Raw genomic sequence first — 18,071 nt, 5'->3', positions numbered from 1 at the left:
AATTACAGCGGGGTCAGGCCGTGCTTGCGGGCAATGCGGTCGTGCTTCTGCTTGTCGCGCAACAACTTCAGCGACTTGCGCAGCAGCAGCCGGGACTCGTGCGGCTGGATGACCGCGTCGATGTAACCGCGCTCTGCCGCCGTCCACGGGATCGCCAAGTTGGCGTTGTAGCCCTCGATGAAGTCTGCCTTGATCTTCAGCACCTCAGGCGCCGTCGGATCGGGGAAGCGCTTCACCAGCAGCTGCGCCGCGCCCTGCGCGCCGATCACCGCGATACGGGCAGTGGGCCAGGCGAAGTTCAGGTCAGCCGTGAGCTGCTTCGAACCCATGACCGCATAGCCACCGCCGTAGGCCTTGCGGATCACGAACGTCACCTTCGGCACGTCGGCCTCGACGATGGCGTTGAAGAAGCGGCCACCGCGCTTGATGATGCCGCCGGTCTCCTCGGCGACACCGGGCAGCGCGCCCGGGGTGTCGACGACGAAAACCAAAGGCAGGTTGAAGGAGTCGCAGAACCGGATGAACCCGGCCGCCTTGTCGGAGGCCTCGTTACCGATCGCACCCGCCATGAACAGCGGCTGGTTCGCGATGACGCCGACCGGCCGGCCGTCGACCCGCGCGAACGCGGTGATCATCTCCGGAGCGCGCTGGTCGGCGATCTCGAAGATGTCGCCGTCGTCGAACATGCGGAGCAGGATGTCGTGCATGTCGTAGCCGGCGTTGTCGGCGTCCGGCACGATCTTGTCCAGCTCGAAGTCGCTCGGGGTGAGCTCGGGCTCCAGCCCCGGGTTGACGATCGGCGGCGAGTCCCAGGTGTTGGCCGGCAGGAAGCTCAGGTAGTCACGGACGTACTGGAAGGCGGCCGCTTCGTCCTCCACCACCTTGTGGATGTTGCCGCGCTGAGCCTGGACGTCCGCGCCACCGAGCTCGTCGAAGGAGACGTCCTCGCCGGTGACGTCCTTGATGACGTCCGGCCCGGTGATGAACATGTAGCCCTGGTCGCGGACCGCCACCAGCAGGTCGGTCTGGATCGGCGAATACACCGCACCACCGGCGCACTTGCCCAGGATGATCGAGATCTCCGGCACGGTGCCGCGGAGCATCTCGTGCCGGCGGCCCAGCTCGGCGTACCACGCCAGCGACGTCACAGCGTCCTGGATGCGGGCGCCGGCGGAGTCATTGATGCCGATGATCGGGCAGCCGACCATGGCCACCCACTCCATGAGCTTGGCGACCTTGCGGCCGAACATCTCGCCGACCGAGCCCTGGAACACCGTCTGGTCGTGACTGAAGACCGCGACCGGGCGGCCGTCGATGGTGGCGTGGCCGGTCACCACACCGTCTCCGTACAACGCGTTCGGGTCGCCGGGCGTCTTGGCCAGCGCGCCGATCTCGAAGAAGCTGCCCGGGTCGACGAGCGCGTGGATGCGGGCGCGAGCCGAAGGGATGCCCTTCTTGTCGCGGCGCGCCTTGGCCTTCTCGTCGCCGGGATCGGCTGCCCGCTCCAGCTTTTCGCGAAGCTCGGCGAGCTTCTCAGCCGTGGTGGAAGGGCTGCGCGTTTCGGTAACTTCGGTCACGGTTCTCCTACTACTTCCCGGCCTGGATCTCGTTGATGGCTTGGCTCATGTGCGCCCCCACCTTGGCAATGTACGGCTCGTCAATCGCCTGGATGTGCTCGCCGCCGATATTCACGACCTCCAAACCGGAGGCGAACTCACCCCAGCCGCCGTCAGGCTGGCGGGTGGCATATGCGGGTTCGAACACGATCGCGTCGTCGTGGTAGCGGTCAGCCATGTAGAGCACGACATGGCCGTCGTACGGCTGGATGTCGATGGTGTCCAGCGCGCGGTTGTCGAGATACGACGTGCGCTGGTGCTCGATGATTCCGCCAGGAATCTGGACTCCGCTCTGCGCGACGATGTCCAGCACGAACTTCACCTGGCCCTCATCGTCGAGCTTCTCCAGTTCCTCGTACGGAATCTCCGGAACCTCGACGTTGAAGGTGCGCTCGGCGAAGCGGGCGTACCGATCCCAGCGTGCCCGCATGCCGGCCTGGGTCTTGTCGATCGGCACACCGGGCCGGACACAGTCGATCAACCCGACGTACCGGACGTCGGCGCCTGCCTGCTTGAGGCCGATCGCGCACGCGTAGGCCAGCGCCCCACCCAGCGACCAGCCGGCCAGGACGAACGGGCCCTTGTGCATCGCCAGCAGCTTGGGCACGTACTCGGCAGCGCGCTCCTCGATGGAACCCTCGACGCGCTCGATGCCGTAGACCGGGATGTCCTCCGGCAGGCGCTTCAACAGCGGCTCGTAGACCACCGTCGATCCACCGGCAGGGTGGAAGACGAACAGTGGCACCGCAGGGCCACCCTCCTTCGCCGGCCGCAGCGTACGGACGAACCCGTCGACCACGCCGTCCTCCAGCTGATCACGCACGATCGTGGACAGCTGCTCGATCGTCTTGGCCGAGCGCACCTGCTCGACCGTCACGATGCCCTCGGCGCGCTCGGAGAGCCGCTCGGACAGCTTGGTGGCGACCGCATCGTCGACGGCGGGCAGCTCGTTGAAGATGCCGCCGGGCGACTTGCCGGTGACGATCGCCCACGTCGCGAAGGTGACCCGCTCAGCCGCGTCGCGCGGTGGCACGTCAGCGCCCAGCGCCTCGGTGACCGCCTCCTGCGTGAGCACCTTGGCCGCAGCCGCAGCCGCGGTCGCCTGGCTCGCGCCGGCGGGTCCCGACGGGTTCGTCGGCGGCGGCGGGACGGCCGGGCCGGACGGGTTCGTGGGCGGCGCCGGAATCTCCAGCGCGGCAGCGGCATCCGTGGCGATCTCGACTGCCGGCTTCGCCTCGTCCTTGGCAGCCAGGGGATGGCCTGCCTCGGCCAGTTTGGCCTCCAGCTCGGCGACGGTCGTTGCGCCACCCAGCATTTCGGCCTGTGCGGCGGCGATCTCCTCGGAGCTCTGCCCCTTCTGCGCCTCGGCAAGCTGGTCAACCTCGTCGCGGTGCTCGATCGCGTACTCGATCAGCTTCTGCACCGCATACAGGTTGGCGTCGCGGACCGCGGTCAACTGGATCGGCGGCAGGTCGAAGTCGTACTCGACGCGGTTCTTGATCCGGACCGCCATCAGCGAGTCCAGACCCAGCTCGATCAGCGGCACCTCCCACGGCAGGTCCTCGGGCTCGTAGCCCATGGCGCCACCGACGATGGCACCCAACCGGTCCGCGATGGTCTCGCCGGAATCCGGCGACCACTTCTTGAAGCCGGCGGCCAGGCCCGCGCCTGCAGTCAGATCGTCCTGCAGGATGGCGGCGTCATCTTCGACGGGTTCCGGTGCGGCAACGGCGGTTTCGGCCACCGCAGCGCCGACGGCCGCGGGCAGCGCCGTACCGCCGAGCGCGACCGGCAGAGCCGCGCCGTCACCGCCGCGGCTGACGACCGCGTCGTAGACGAGGGTGAAGGACTCGCCCATGCGGGCGTGCACCTGCACCGTGCCGCCGCCGGGGTGGCGGGTCAGCGTGGTGACCAGGCGGGCACCCTCGCCCGGAATGGCGCGCTGCTCGAAGGCAGCCACTCGGGCGTCCGGAAGCACCTGTGCCGCAGCGGCTTTCACCAACGCAGACAGCGCGGCAGCGTCGACCTCGCCGCGCGGGCCGTACTCCCACACGTGGCGGCCGTCCGGCGTCGCGACATGGCTACCCGGCGCGATGGCCGAGCTGTCGGCGGTGAAGTGCGCATCCAGCCAGTGCGGCTTGCGCTTGAAGCGCGTCGGCGGGATCGGCGCGTAGTCGGTCGCCGGATCCTCGGCGGGCGAGAACAGCGTCCGGAAGTCCAGGTCATGGCCGTGCACGAACAGCTGAGCCATGGCGTTGGTCATGGAGTCGACCTCGTCCTGCTTGCGGGCGAGGGTCGGGATCAGCTGACCGTCGTGCAGACCGGCCGACATCGTGGTGAGCCCAACCTGCATGAGCGCCACCGGATTCGGGGCCAGCTCCAGGAACGTGGTGTGCCCGTTGTCCACAGCGTTGCGGATGCCGTGGGTGAAGTAGACGCTGTGGCGCAGCCCCTTCTTCCAGTACTCGACATCGTGGATCGGGTCGCTGCCGGCACGCAGGAAGCTGCCCTCGTGGACCGTCGAGTAGTAGCCGGTGGCCAGCGGCTGCGGCTCGATGCCCTGGATTTCCGCCAACAGCTCGCCGAGCAGCGGGTCCATCTGCTGCGTGTGGCTGGCGCCCTTGGTCTGCATCTTGCGGGCGAACTTGCCCTCGGCTTCGGCCCGGGCGATGATCGCGTCGACCTGCTCCGGCGGGCCGCCGATGACGGTCTGGGTCGGGGCGGCGTAGACGCACACCTCGAGGCCCGGGAAGTCGGCGAAGACCGTCTTGATCTCCTCGGCCGAGTACTCGACCAGAGCCATCAGGCGGATGTACTCGCCGAACAGCATGGCCTCGCCCTCACCCATGAGGTGGGCGCGCGAGCAGATCGTGCGGGTGGCGTCGGCCAGCGAGAGGCCACCGGAGAAGTACGCCGCTGCCGCTTCGCCGAGCGACTGGCCAACCACCGCACCGGGTTTCGCACCGTGCGCCTTCAGCAGCTCGCCGAGCGCGATCTGCAGGGCGAAGATCACCGTCTGGACGACCTCGATGGGGTATTCGCAGGTCTCGTTGGTGTAGTCGATGGCGTCATCGAGGATCAGCTCGACAACTGAGTAGCCGCGCTCGTCCTGGATGTGGGCGTCGACCTTGTTGATCCACTCCGCGAAGATCGGATCGTTCAGGTACAGGCTCTTGCCCATCTTGCGGTGCTGCGCACCGAATCCGGCCAGCACCCACACCGGGCCGTTGGTGACGGGGCCATCGGCGGCCAGCACCAGCGGGTTCTGCTTGCCCTCGGCCAGCGCACGCAGACCCTTGACCGCTTCGTCGTGGTCGTGCGCCAAAATCACTGCGCGCGAACGGCCGTGGTTACGCCGCGACAGCGAGCGACCGATGGACTCCAGCGAATAGGACCGGCCCGCCTCGCTGTCGATCCAGTCCGCCAGCTCAGCAGCAGCGGACTTCTTGCGCGAGGTCAGGAAGCCCGAAACCGCCAGCGGCACAATGCGCTTGACGGGCTCGGCCGTCTCGACAGCCGCCCGCTCAATTTCAATGAGCTCCAGCGCCCGCTCGGTCAGACCGGGGAGCTCGGGCTCGTCGTCGGTCTCGTAGCCGTAGAAATCCGCGTCGCCACGCTTGTCGTCTTCATCGTCGATGAACTCGCCGTACTCGTCCATCTTGACGCCGCCGACGTACACGGCATTGGCGTCATCCGACGACTTTTCCTCAGCCACAACCTCTTTGGGCTCCGGCTCGACGAGGTCGCTGGGCAGCACCTGGCGCATGACCAGGTGGGCGTTGGCGCCACCGAAACCGAAACCGGACACCCCGGCGACGGCGTGACCGCTGTAGCGCGGCCAGTCCGACAGCTCGGCGTTGACCTTGAGGTTTTCCTTGTCGAAGTCGATGTACGGGTTGGGGCCCGCGTAGTTGATCGAGGCGGGCAGCTTGTCGTGGTACAGCGCCAGCGTCATCTTCGCGACGCTCGCCGCGCCCGCGGCCGACTCCAGGTGTCCCACATTGGATTTCACAGCACCCAGCAGCACCGGCTTGTCGGCGGCGCGGCCACGGCCCACGACGCGGCCGAGCGCGTCGGCCTCGATCGGGTCACCCAGGATGGTGCCGGTGCCGTGCGCCTCGATGTAGTCGACGGTCTTGGGGTCGATGCCGGCGTCCTTGTAGGCCTTGCGCAGCACCGCTTCCTGAGCATCAGGGTTGGGGGCCAGCATGCCGTTGGAGCGGCCGTCGTGGTTGATGGCCGAACCGGCGATGATGGCGAGAATCTCGTCACCGTCGCGGCGGGCGTCGGCGACGCGCTTGAGCACGACCATGCCGCCGCCCTCGGAACGGGCGTAGCCGTCGGCGTCCGAGCTGAACGACTTGATGCGGCCGTCCGGCGCCAGGACGCCGCCGACCATGTCGAAGCCGACCGTCACCATCGGGGTCACCAGGGCGTTGACGCCACCGGCCACGACGACGTCGGCCTCGCCGGAGCGCAGCGCCTTCACGCCCTCGTGCATCGCGACGAGCGACGAGGAACACGCGGTGTCGATGGTCATCGACGGCCCGCGGAAGTCGAAGAAATACGAAACCCGGTTGGCGATGATGGAGCTCGCGGTGCCGGTGATGGCGTACGGGTGCGTGATCGACGGGTCGGAGACCGACAGGAAGCTGTAGTCGTTGGTCGAGCTGCCGACGAATACACCGACCGCCTCACCGCGCAGCGCCGACGCCGGGATGCGGGCGAATTCCAGTGCTTCCCAGGTCAATTCGAGCGCCATCCGCTGCTGCGGATCGATGTTGTCGGCTTCCATCTTGGCCAGCGCGAAGAACTCGGCGTCGAAGCCCTTGATGTCCGACAGGTACCCACCGCGGGTGCGGGCCTGCGCCACGCGTTCGGCGATCCGCGGCTCGGCCAGGAACTCTTCCCAGCGGCCCTCGGGCAGATCGGTGATGGCGTCGCGGCCTTCCAGCAGCGCCTGCCACATCTCGTCGGGGGTGTTCATGTCACCCGGGAAGCGGGTGGCCAGACCGACGACCGCGATGTTCATCGCGTCGTCGTCGGCGTCGCGGGACCAGTCCTCGGCGTTCGCGGCGGCGGTGTCCACCTCCGGCTCGCCCTCGACGATCACCTGCGCCAGCGTCTCGATGGTCGGGTGCCGGAACAACACCGTCGCATTCAGCGTGACCCCGGTGAGGTCCTCGAGATCGCTGGCCATGGCCACGCCGTCGCGCGAGGACAGGCCGAGTTCGACCAGCGGGGTGCTCTCGTCGATCGAGTCCGGCGACTGACCGGTGGCCTTCGCGACCGCGTTGCGCAGCCAGTCACGCACCTCCGGCACGGACATGCCGTTGGCGCGCGACACAGGCGCGCTGTCACCCTCCTGCGGCGAAGTGTCGAGTTCGTTCGAATTGTCTTCGGTGTCAGTCATTTTCACTGTTCACTTTCGCCGCCGGACGGGATGGTTCGGGCCCGGGATAGAGGAGTTCAGTTCAGATCGTCGGGGAACGCGTTGGCCACCTTGCCGCTGCGCAGCGTGCCGTCCAGGTAAGCCGAACGGGTGGCGCGGCGGCCGATCTTGCCGCTGGAGGTACGCGGGATGGCGCCGGCCGCGGTCAGCACCACGTCGCGCACGGTGACGCCGTGGCGCACCGCGATGGCCGCGCGGATGTCGTCGATGATCGGCTGAATCTCCAACTTGTGGGCACCGGCGGCGCGCTCGCCGACGATGACCAGCTGTTCGGAGGTGTCGTCTTTGTCGCGCTTGAGGCCGGAGTGCGCGTCGGCGAAGACCTCGTCGGGCAGCTGGTTGGCCGGCACCGAGAACGCCGCCACGTAGCCGACGCGCAGTGCCTTGCTGGCCTCCTGCGCCGAGTACTCGAGGTCCTGCGGGTAGTGGTTACGACCGTCGACGATGACCAGGTCCTTGACGCGGCCGGTGATGTACAGCTCGCCGTCGTGGTAGGCGCCGTAGTCGCCGGTGCGCACCCAGGTGGCACTGTCCTCCGCACCCTCGGCGTGCGACGGGCTGGTGCGCGACTTGAGGGTGTTCTGGAAGGTCTCGATGGTCTCTTCGGGCTTGCCCCAGTAGCCGGTGCCCATGTTGGCGCCGCTGATCCAGATCTCGCCGATCTGGCCGTCGGGCAGCTCGGTGGCGGTCTCGGCGTCCACGATGACGGCCCACTCGTCCACACCGATCTTGCCGGCACCGGCCTGGGCGACCGCCTTCGGCGAGTCGTCCGGGACCACCACGAAGGTGCCGGTGTTGAGGCAGTCGCGGTCCACCGACACAATGGTCGGCTCCGCGGCGGATGGGGTCGTCGACACCATCAGCGTGGCCTCGGCCAGGCCGTACGAGGGCTTGATGGCCTTGGACGGGAAGCCGAACGGGCCGAAGGCCTCGTTGAACCGGCGCACGGTCGCGGCCGAGATCGGCTCGCTGCCGTTCAGCACGGCCTTGACGTTGGACAAATCGATGGAGCCGGGGCCTTCCTTCGGCACACCGCGGGCCGCGGCGTGATCGAAGGCGAAGTTCGGGGCCACCGAGATGACGCCACCGGTGTCGGTGTCCTTGCGGGCCATCTCACGGATCCAGCGCTCCGGCCGGCGCACGAAGGCCGCGGGCGTCATGAAGGTGAAGCTGTGCCCGATCATCGGCGCGATCAGCGCGGTGATCAGACCCATGTCGTGGAAGAACGGCAGCCAGGACAGGCCGCGGTCGCCCTCTTCGCCCTCCAGCGCGTCGACGACCTGGACCACGTTGGTGGCCAGGTTCATGTGGGTGATCTGCACGCCGGTCGGGATGCGGGTCGAGCCCGAGGTGTACTGCAGGTAGGCGACGGTGTTCTCGTCGATGTCGTCGAACGGGATCCAGGTGGCAGCGACCTCTTCCGGCACCGCGTCGACCGCGATGACGCGCGGACGCTCGTTGGCCGGGCGGCTGCGGAAGAATTTGCGCACGCCTTCGGCAGCAGCCGTGGTGGTCAGGATGGCCGACGGCTTGCAGTCGTCCAGGACCGCATGCAGGCGGCCGACGTGGCCCGGCTCGGACGGGTCGAACAGCGGCACGGCGATGCGGCCGGCGTACATGGCGCCGTACATCGCGACGAGGTAGTCCAGGTTCTGCGGGCACAGGATCGCGACGCGGTCGCCGACCTGGGTGACCTGCTGCAGGCGCGCGGCCACCGCCTTGTTGCGGGCGCTGAACTCGGCCCAGTTCAGGTCGCGGGCGACGCCGTCGCGCTCGGTGGAGAAGTCCAGGAACCGGAACGCCAGTCGGCCACCACGGACCTTCGCCCAGCGCTCGACGTGTCCGACGATGCTCGCGTTGTCCGGGAAGCTGATCTTCCCGTTCTTGATGAACGGGTTGTGGAACGCCATCAAAATCTCCTGTCACAGCCTGCCGCGCTGGCTACGTCGTGTGCGGCCAGTCACGCCAAATCCCGGCAAATGGTACCGGGCAGTAGCGATATGCCACCCCAAGATGCACCGGTCAATGATAAGGCCGTGCTCTTAGCTATCTCTTAATGTTAGGTGACGCGTATTCGCAGGCCAAATCACCCCACCGATTTTGTACTCGCCAGTAGCCAACCTGTGATGTCAGCCGTGTTTGGGATGCGGCGCGTTGTCCACCAACTGCTTGGCCCAGTCCAGCGTCCACTGTGTCGAGGTCTGGCCGTCGAGGGTCCAGAACTGCGGGGTGTTGTACAGCGCGTGCACCGGTCCCGCGGCGCTGCCGGACAGGGTGGCGAGCGTGCTGGGCAGGTTGACGACGTTGAACGCCTCGGTCGGCGCGGCGCAGATCAGGTCGCCCTTTCCGCAGATCTCGTTGACCCGGTCGTTGAGCTCACCGAAGCCACCGACGCGCGGTCCCGTCATGTTCAGGCCGAGCATCCCGAGCGGCAGTTCGTGCAGCGTGATCTCGGCGCCCTGCCCCGGCGGGTTCGGGCCGACGTCCTTGCCGACGTTGGGCTGGCGCCGGCCGTCGGCGATCAGCGTCACGCCGAGCACCAGGTCCTGGTCGATGGGACCGCGCCCGTTGCCGATGTCACTGGCGATGTCTCCGGCGATGACCGCGCCCTGCGAGAAGCCGATGATCACGAAGCTGGTCAGCGGGCATTTCTCGTTGGTCGCTGCTATCTGCTCTACGGCCTTCTTCTTGCCCTCTTCGCGGCTGTCGTTGTACGACATCTGGTTGTCCGCGGCCAGCGGGTTATGGAACTGCGCGGTGTAGGGCACCGTGTACTGGGCCAGCCGGTCGGCACCGAAATCCTGGCCGAGCGGATTGCTCACGTTCAGCAGCAGCGCGATCGGGAACGACGGCGTCGGGTTCAGCGGGTCGAGCACCCGCGACGACTCCCAGGTACCCGGGATCGAAATCAGCTGTACATCGGGGCAATCGGCCGACTGGTAAGCCGGCCGCGGCTTGGACGGCTTCGTCGTGGGCCCTGAGGTCGGTCCTGAGGTGGGCGGCAGCGCCGTTGGAGGCCCGGGAATCTCGCCCGGCTGACGCAGCCACACCACGATCGCGAAGGCGACCACGATGACCAGCAGTGCTACAGCGCCCGCCGCGGCGATGGCAAGGATGCGGTGGCGGCGACGCCGATTGTTGGTGGCCATGTGGTGTGAGGTTCTCCCGCTTGCAGAGTCGATCCGGTTGCGATCCGAATGTACTCAGCGCTCGTCACGTCGAGGTCACGCCGACTGGTTCCGTCGGCAAGATCACTCCGGTGCGAGCTAGCGGATGACGCTCACCAACTCGCCCGACATGGCGCCGAGCTGACCGCTCCAGCTGCCCCAGTCGTGCTGCGGGCCGTCCGGGAAGTCGAAGTGCCCGTTGTGGCCGCCGACGCTGCGGTAATGCGCGTAGAACGCCCGGTTGCTGCCCTGAGCCTGGTCGCAGTAGCCGATCATGGCCGCCGGGTCACTGCAGGTCACAGTCGACGGGCTGAACACCCAGATCCGGGTGTTGTTCTGGTTCAGCAGGCTGACGTGCACATCGGGGTCGTGCCACTTCCAGCGGCCCAGCTGCGGGGCGCCCCACATGCCGTAGGTGTCCACGCCACCGAACTCCCGCATCCCGGCGGTGATCGCGCCGTTGAACGTCGTCGACGACGGGGTCAGGAAGCCCGAGAGCGAGCCGGCGAAGCGGAACCGGTCGGGGTGGAACTCGGCCAGCGACAACGCGGCGGTGCCGCCCTGGGCCGCACCGACCACACCGTGGCCGTTCGGGGCCAGACCCTTGGTGGCGGCCAGATAGTCCGGGAGCTCCTGGCTCAGGAAGGTCTCCCACTGCTTGGAGCCGTCCTGCTCCCAGTTGGTGTAGAAGCTGAACGCGCCACCGGCCGGGGCCACGACAGAGATGCCCTTACCTGCCAGCGTGCCCATGGCATTGCCGGCGGTGACCCAGTTGCTGACATCCGGGCCGGCGTTGAAGGCATCGAGGAGGAAGACCGCGTGCGGACCGCCGGCCTGGAACGACACCGGGATATCCCGGCCCATCGCGGCAGAGGGCACCATCAACGTCTCCACACCCGCAGCGTGGGCGGTCCCGGCGCCCGTCAGCATGCCGCCGGCGAGCACCACAGCAGCCGCGGTGGCGGCCATCGTCCGGAACATCCCCCGCATTGCCTGCAGCCCCATAACCAACCTCACCTGTCGTGTGTCGTCCGAGCGTCTGAACCCGCGTTGTAGTGAACCACATCACCTCGACAGATGGTGACCGAACAATGGGAGGGAACGTTGCCAGCGGCTGGGGTGATATGCGTCTACCTCGAGACAAACGACTGGCGGCGACGACCTGTGAAGGTCGCCGCCGCCAGTGCGAGTTGTTGCCGGAGGATTTACCTCAGGATCAGGGCTTACGCCTGTCCCGAAGCACCCAGCACACGCTGCAGGTCAGGCTTCATGGCCTGCAGCTGCTGGCCCCAGTAGCCCCAGTCGTGGGTACCGCTGTTGGGGAAGTTGAACACACCGTTGGTGCCACCGGCAGCCAGGTAGGTCTCCTGGAAGGTCCGGTTGGTGCGGATGGTCAGGCCCTCGAGGAACTTGGCCGGCACGTTGTTGCCGCCGAGGTCGCTCGGGTTGCCATCGCCGCAGTAGACCCACAGGCGGGTGTTGTTGGCAACCAGCGTCGCGATGTTCACGAACGGGTCGTTGCGCTTCCAGGCGTTGTCCGGGGAGCCCGTCGAGCCCCACATGTCGTCGGCCTTGTAGCCACCGGCGTCACCCATCGAGATGTTGACCAGGAAGGGCCACCAGCCCTCGGACAGGTTCAGGAAGCCCGACATCGAGCCCGCGTAGATGAACTGCTGCGGGTGGTAGATCGCGAGGGTCATCGCGGCCGAACCGGCCATCGACAGACCGATCGCAGCGCCACCGGTCGGCTTGACCGACTTGTTGGCCTGCAGGTAAGCGGGCAGCTCCTGGGTCAGGAAGGTCTCCCACTTGTAGGTGGAGCAACCGGCCTTGCCGCAAGCCGGCTTGTACCAGTCGCTGTAGAAGCTGGACTGGCCACCGACCGGCATGACCATCGACAGGCCCGAGCCGTTGTACCACTCGAACGCGGCGGTGTTGATGTCCCAGCCGTTGTAGTCGTCCTGCGCACGCAGACCGTCAAGCATGTAGACGGCGGGCGAGTTGGCGCCACCGCTCTGGAACTGGATCTTGATGTCGCGACCCATGGCCGCAGACGGAACCTGCAGGTACTCAACCGGCAGACCGGGACGCGAGAAAGCCCCTGCAGTCGCCGTTTCACCGACAACACCGACGAGACCGGGCAGCGCAGCCGCGGCAACGGCCGCAACCGCCATCCGGCGCGGCATGGCCTTGGCCATGGACCGCATCTTCCCAACGAAACTCATACCGCTCCCTAATATTTCCAATGACGGCGTACGGACAACCCTCACCACCGCCTCTGCCGTTGAGGTGACGATCAGGCCGGGCGCAGTCGCCCGAGTGGTTATCGCCGCATGGTTCCCCGGCGTTACCTACGCTTCAGGCCGTGACAGCGCTCATGCGCCGAAACTACGGCCCGGTAGCCGGTAAGCCAGTGTAAGGGGTCGACAGCCTCGGAGGCACATCGAGCTTGCAGCGATACAGCTCGTATAACGGCACGCGATCAATCCGGTAACGCGTAAAAGTGAACGCGTGTACCAGATTTGACATGAACCGGTGGACGCCCATCGGAGCCCGTACCGAACTCAGCATCGTCTCGGTCTCCGGGCACGTCAGGGCGACCGCCGCCTGCGCCACCCAGTCCTGGTCCAGATACGTCGGAATCCACGGTGGCTTCCGCAGGAACGGGCCCTCGGCCACCGCCCAGTCCGGGAACAGCTCCTTGTCGTGACCGATGCGCGCATCGTCCAGCCGCGCCGTGTGGGCGGCCAGCGGATTGGCCAGCCCGATCTGGTCGATCACCCGGACCTCGAGCGGCAGGTTCATACCCATCATGCCCAGGTTGGTGAAAAAGACTGTGTGCGGCCCTTTTTCGAACCAGTTGGGCGGCGCCGGAAACGTCGGGTCCGGCACCGGGGGCGGCATCGCCGGCACCACGTCCCACTGGTCGTAATTGCCCGACGGCAGCAGCAGCGCACCGACCGGGGTGTTGTCGATGGCCGCGAGCACCGCCCGCATCCGCGGGTAGTCCAGATAGTCCGCGGCCGTCAGCGGGTGCGCGTGGCCGGTGGCCTGCGAGTAGAAGCGCCGCTCGTCGACGATGCCGGAGTAGGTCACCCGCGTGGCGTCGGATCCGAGGCCCGGCGAGTTGGCCGCCCACAGCGACCAGCCGACGACCGCCAGCCACAGGGCCGTCGTCGTACCGGCCAGCGCGTAGCCGACCTCGCGGGCGATGTTCTTGCCGTCAGGAAGCACGATCGGAATCACCGCAACAGGCGTGACCAGGCAGAACAGCGGTACCAAGAGCACGCGGCCATGCATGAAGTCGCCGCCCTGGCGGATCCAGTACAGCCCCTGCACCAGACCACTGCCCACCATGAAAATCACTACCGCGGTGGGACTTTGGACCCGACGGGCCAAGGTGCTGTAGCCGCGCGGTGCCGCCTGGCCCCACCACGGCCGGCTGTGAGTGACGAACAACACAATCGCGAGCGCCGCGGTCAGCACCGCCGGGACCCACAACAAGTACGGCCCGTTGAAGTTGCTGAGGTAGACGAATCCCTGCTGCCACTTGGATCCGGTGGCGTCCTTGGCCAGGGCGGTGATCGGCACCAGCAGGCCGTAATAGCCCATGCGGAAGATCTCGTAGCCGATCGGCAGCAGACCACCGGCCACCACGATGATGAGCCGCCGACGGCGGCCGCGGGCGGCGACCAGCTGCATGACCAGCGCCACCCCGCCGATCAGCGCCAACTCGGGGCGTACCAGGACCGACAGCCCGGCCAGGCAGGCCAGCGCACCGTCGAACCGGGCGCTGGTGACGTTGGCGTCGGCTTCGCGGTCGTCGGCGCCGGGCGCGCGCACCGCACCGCGGACGCGAGGAGCAATCGGGCCCTGACCCCAGCACACCAGCATCCACCAGAGCAGTCCGAGGTAGGCCATGATCAGGCCGTTCTCCAGGCCCGACGTGGCGAAGTCACGCGCCGGCGGCACCGCCATGTAGACCAGGGCGCCGGCCGGGACCAGCAGTGCACGACGGCCCCGCAGCCCGGGGGCGTACAGCCGGCCGGTGCCGAGCATCGCGAAGACCAGGCCGGCCACACTCAACGTCAGGGCCAGCGCCAGGGCCACGTACTCGAGCTGCACCGAGCCGCCGATCCAGGCGCCGAGGGTGACCAGATAGGTCCACAGCGTCGAGGTGTTGGACTCGACGCGCTCACCGGCGTTGAAGACGGGGCCGTTGCCGACCAACAGGTTTCGCACCGTGCGCAGCACGATCAGGCCGTCGTCCGCGATCCACCGGCGCTGCCAGGCGCCCCAACCGAACAGGGCGGCAGACACCGCGACGCTCAGCCACAGGCTGATCCGCGCGGCCCGGCCATACGGAAAGACCGGCCCGCGCAGCAATTGCTGGGCGGGCGAGTCACTCACCGGATCAGTCCGGGCAGAATCGCGGCGACGAGTGTTGCGACCAGGGCCACGCCCAGCAGCTGCAACACCCGGTCGTTCAGCACGATCTCCTCGGGTTCACCCGCCGCGCCGCTGTCGACGTCGACGGCGTAGCGCAGGATCGCGATGGTGAACGGCACCATCGACACCGCGAACCACGGGCCCTTGTTGCCCTCGAAGGCCCACAGGCCGTAGCAGAGCACCACGGCGGTCGCGGACAACGTCCAGACGAACCGCAGGTAGCTGCTGGTGTACGACTCCAGCGCCTTGCGGATCTTGGCCCCGGTGCGTTCGGCGAGTTGCAGTTCGGCGTAACGCTTTCCGGCCGACATGAACAGCGAGCCGAACGCGAACACCAGCAGGAACCACTTGGACAGCGGGATCCCGGCGGCGACACCACCGGCGATACCACGGAGCGGGAACCCGGAGGCGTTGATGCAGATGTCCAGCACCGCTTGATGTTTCAGGCCGAAGCAGTAGGCCAGCTGGGACGCGATATAGACCGCCATGACGATCGCCAGGCTGGGCGTGAGCCACCACGAGATGGCCAGCGAGCCCACACCCAGTGCCGCGGCCAGTCCATAGGCCATGGTCACCGGAACCACACCGGCCGCGATCGGCCGGTACTGCTTGGTCGGGTGCAGGCGGTCTGCTTCCACATCGCGGGCATCGTTGATCAGGTAGATGCACGACGCGGCCATGCAGAACACCACGAACGCGACGCCGACGTGCTTGAGCACATCGGCGTAGCTGTAGTGCGCCCCGCCGCCAAGGGCCGCCAGAGGTGCGACCAACACCAGGACGTTCTTCACCCACTGGCGCGGCCGCAGCGCCTTGACGAGGCCGGCGGCCAGGTTCTTCGGCGGCCCCAGCTCCTGCGTCACTTCGGTCATGCCCCAGCCTTTGGTTCGCGCTTTGCAGTTCGCTCGGAAATCGCGCCAACTGATTCGGCGACCGCGGTTCCCACCACGACACCGGTCAGCACGTCAGTGGGATAGTGCACGCCGAGCACCAGCCGCGACAACGCCATCGGTGGCACCAGGAACCACGGCAGCGGCAGGCCCGTGGCCCGGCCGATGAGGATCGCGGCCGCAGCGGTCGACGTCGCATGCGCCGACGGGAAGCTCAGCCGGCTCGGGGTGCCGACGTTGACGGCGATGGCCGGGTGCTGCGGGCGCTCCCGCTTGACCACGCGTTTGATCAGCACGGCGGCCGCATGGGCCAGGAAGGTGCCGACACCGGCCGTCACCCAGGCCCGGCGACGCTGCGGCTGCAGCACCGCGCCCAGGCCGCAGACGGCGAACCAGCCGAGGCTGTGCTCACCGAAGTACGACAGCACGCGGGCGCCGGCGAGCACCCCGGGACGCCCGGTCAGCGCTGACTGCACGCCGACCAGGATCGCGTCCTCACCGTGCGGAGCACCAGGGGCGTCATCGCCCTCGATACCTTCGAGGCTCATCTGACACCGGCCGATTCGGTTTGCGAGGCCAGCAGCACGGACTCCCACCGCTCCTTGCTCGTCAGCTCCGGCAGTGCGTTGCGGTACACCCGACGCATGCGGTTGAACTTGCGGGCCAACAGCACCTGGCGCTTGAGCGACTCACGCAGCAACTCGAACATCTTCTCGCGGTCGCGCTGCCGGTAGACCACGCCGCGGCCGTCGGCGGTGGTGACGGTGACACCGTCGACCATGCACAGCGAGAACCAGCGCGCATCCTGCGTCGCAACGTTGATCTGCGGCCGCACATGGTGTTCCGGATCGTGCGGCTTGAGCTGGTTCACGACACCGCGGGTCAGCCGGACCGCGATGGCGGGCAAGCTGGTGGGAATCTTGACCTTCCGGCGCCACTTCTTGTCCGACGGCGCGGGCAGCGTGGTCGCGCTTTCCAGCACCACCGCGTCCGGGTACTCGGCACGCATGGCGCGCACCTCGGGCAGCGCGGACTCGAGGATGGTGAACAGGTTGTCCGGCCCGGCGAGGAAGTCGTCCATGGCCCGGTTCTGGATCGCCACCGTCGAATACTCAAGGCACAGAAGGTGTTTGACAGTCGCCTTGAAGTGGCTCGCAACCAGGCCACGGATGTTGCCGTCCCAGTGCAGCGCCGCGACCACGAGGCGGTTGCGCAGGTGGAAGTACGCCTGCCAGTCGATGGCGTCGTCCTTGTCGCTCCACGCCATGTGCCAGATCGCCGCGCCGGGGAGGGTCACCGTCGGGTAGCCGTGCTCACCCGCGCGCAGCCCGTAATCCGCGTCGTCCCACTTGATGAAGAGCGGCAACGGCTGGCCGAGTTCCTCGGCCACCGCGCGCGGGATCATGCACATCCACCAGCCGTTGTAGTCGACGTCGATGCGGCGGTGCAGGATCTTGCTGCGGTACTCCTCCTCGTCGGCGAGAGGGTACTTCGCGAAGTTGTGGTCGTACTCGGCATTGATGGCGTGCGTCCACATGAAGTTCGCCGCGTCGACCATCTCACCCATGACGTGCAGGTGCGAGGGCTCCTGCAGGTTGAGCATCTGGCCGCCGACCAGGGTCGGCGTCTTGGCGAACCGGTTGAACGCCAGCGCCCGCAGGATGGAGTCGGGCTCGACGCGGATGTCGTCGTCCATGAACAGAATCTGTTCGCAGTCAGTGTGTTTCAGCGCCTCGTACATCACCCGGCTGTAGCCGCCGGAGCCACCGAGGTTCGGCTGGTTGTGGATGGACAACCGGTCGGCCAGCGGGGCTGCCGCGGTCGCGAAGTCGGGGTGGTCCTTGACCTTGTTGGCGCCCTGATCGGACACGATGACCGCACCGATCACCTGGTCCACCAACGGATCCGAGGTCAGCGCCGCGAGTGCGTTGACGGCGTCCGCCGGGCGGTTGAAGGTGGGGATGCCGATCGTGATGTTCGCCCGCCCGGGTGCTTCCACCGGTGCGTACCACCCGGCGTTGTGCACCGTCACCGCACTGTCGGTGGTGATGTCGAACCAGATCCAGCCACCGTCCTCGAACGGCTCCAAGCCGATCTCGAACTCGACCACTGCCGGGAGGCCGTCCTCGCCACTGGCAATTTCACTGCCGCCCACGGTGATTCGCGCGCCGGTCGCCTTCGACCGGTAGACGTCGACGCGGGCGCTGCCGGTCAGCTCGACGCGCAGCACCACCGAGGTCAGGATCGACCAGCGGCGCCAGTAGCTGGCCGGGAAGGCGTTGAAATAGGTGGCGAACGAAACCTCGGACTCCCCACCGATTTCCAGCGTGGTGCGGGTCGGGGCGTGCGCGCGCCGGGCGTTGGTGGACGACTCCTCGATGTACAGCTTGCGGACGTCGAGGGGCTCACCCGGCCGGGGCAGGATGACCCGAGACAGCAGGCTCACGGCGCGGGACTGTCCCGACGCCAGCGCGCCGGACGGAATGTCGCTCATGGT

10 protein-coding genes are annotated in these 18,071 nt (G+C 67.5%); all 10 read right to left on the bottom strand.

Annotated elements, in window-relative coordinates; all coding sequences use genetic code 11:
* Positions 1 to 2: 2 nt before the first annotated feature.
* On the bottom strand, positions 3 to 1,577 hold the full coding sequence (locus tag A7G45_RS07385) for an acyl-CoA carboxylase subunit beta (RefSeq protein ID WP_260935351.1): 1,575 nt from the start codon (positions 1,575 to 1,577) through the stop codon (positions 3 to 5).
* A 10-nt stretch (positions 1,578 to 1,587) separates the two neighbouring features.
* Entirely contained in the window at positions 1,588 to 7,029 is a 5,442-nt protein-coding gene (gene pks13, locus A7G45_RS07380; RefSeq protein ID WP_260935350.1) for a polyketide synthase Pks13, read from the bottom strand.
* A gap of 56 nt (positions 7,030 to 7,085) precedes the next feature.
* Positions 7,086 to 8,978 carry a long-chain-fatty-acid--AMP ligase FadD32 gene (fadD32, locus tag A7G45_RS07375; protein WP_043402540.1) on the bottom strand — a complete coding sequence of 631 codons (1,893 nt, stop codon included), beginning with the start codon at positions 8,976 to 8,978 and terminating at the stop codon, positions 7,086 to 7,088.
* A gap of 219 nt (positions 8,979 to 9,197) precedes the next feature.
* Positions 9,198 to 10,217 carry a carboxylesterase Culp6 gene (gene culp6, locus A7G45_RS07370; protein ID WP_260935348.1) on the bottom strand — a complete coding sequence of 340 codons (1,020 nt, stop codon included), beginning with the start codon at positions 10,215 to 10,217 and terminating at the stop codon, positions 9,198 to 9,200.
* Between the two features lie 117 nt (positions 10,218 to 10,334).
* Positions 10,335 to 11,225: an alpha/beta hydrolase-fold protein gene (locus A7G45_RS07365; protein WP_043402941.1), complete on the bottom strand. Its 891-nt coding sequence runs from the start codon at positions 11,223 to 11,225 to the stop codon at positions 10,335 to 10,337.
* Between the two features lie 233 nt (positions 11,226 to 11,458).
* Complete coding sequence (locus tag A7G45_RS07360; protein WP_043985797.1) at positions 11,459 to 12,460, bottom strand: esterase family protein; 1,002 nt, start codon at positions 12,458 to 12,460, stop codon at positions 11,459 to 11,461.
* Between the two features lie 163 nt (positions 12,461 to 12,623).
* The gene (gene zomB, locus A7G45_RS07355) at positions 12,624 to 14,645 is read right to left on the bottom strand and encodes a terminal beta-(1->2)-arabinofuranosyltransferase (RefSeq protein ID WP_110797015.1); all 2,022 of its coding nucleotides are present in this window, start codon (positions 14,643 to 14,645) and stop codon (positions 12,624 to 12,626) included.
* Complete coding sequence (locus A7G45_RS07350; RefSeq protein WP_043985798.1) at positions 14,642 to 15,556, bottom strand: decaprenyl-phosphate phosphoribosyltransferase; 915 nt, start codon at positions 15,554 to 15,556, stop codon at positions 14,642 to 14,644. Before A7G45_RS07350 ends, zomB begins: the two co-directional genes overlap by 4 nt.
* Positions 15,553 to 16,122, bottom strand: coding sequence for a phosphatase PAP2 family protein (locus tag A7G45_RS07345; RefSeq protein WP_043985800.1), 570 nt, complete (start codon positions 16,120 to 16,122; stop codon positions 15,553 to 15,555). Before A7G45_RS07345 ends, A7G45_RS07350 begins: the two co-directional genes overlap by 4 nt.
* The gene (locus tag A7G45_RS07340; protein ID WP_043402532.1) at positions 16,119 to 18,068 is read right to left on the bottom strand and encodes a glycosyltransferase; all 1,950 of its coding nucleotides are present in this window, start codon (positions 18,066 to 18,068) and stop codon (positions 16,119 to 16,121) included. The genes A7G45_RS07345 and A7G45_RS07340 overlap by 4 nt, the downstream gene beginning before the upstream one ends.
* Positions 18,069 to 18,071: the final 3 nt, after the last annotated feature.

It is taken from the genome of Mycolicibacterium llatzerense (assembly GCF_025331195.1).
GTDB classification, from domain to species: domain Bacteria; phylum Actinomycetota; class Actinomycetes; order Mycobacteriales; family Mycobacteriaceae; genus Mycobacterium; species Mycobacterium llatzerense.
Note: the sequence above shows the minus strand (reverse complement) of the source record. Positions and strands in the feature narration are given on the sequence as shown.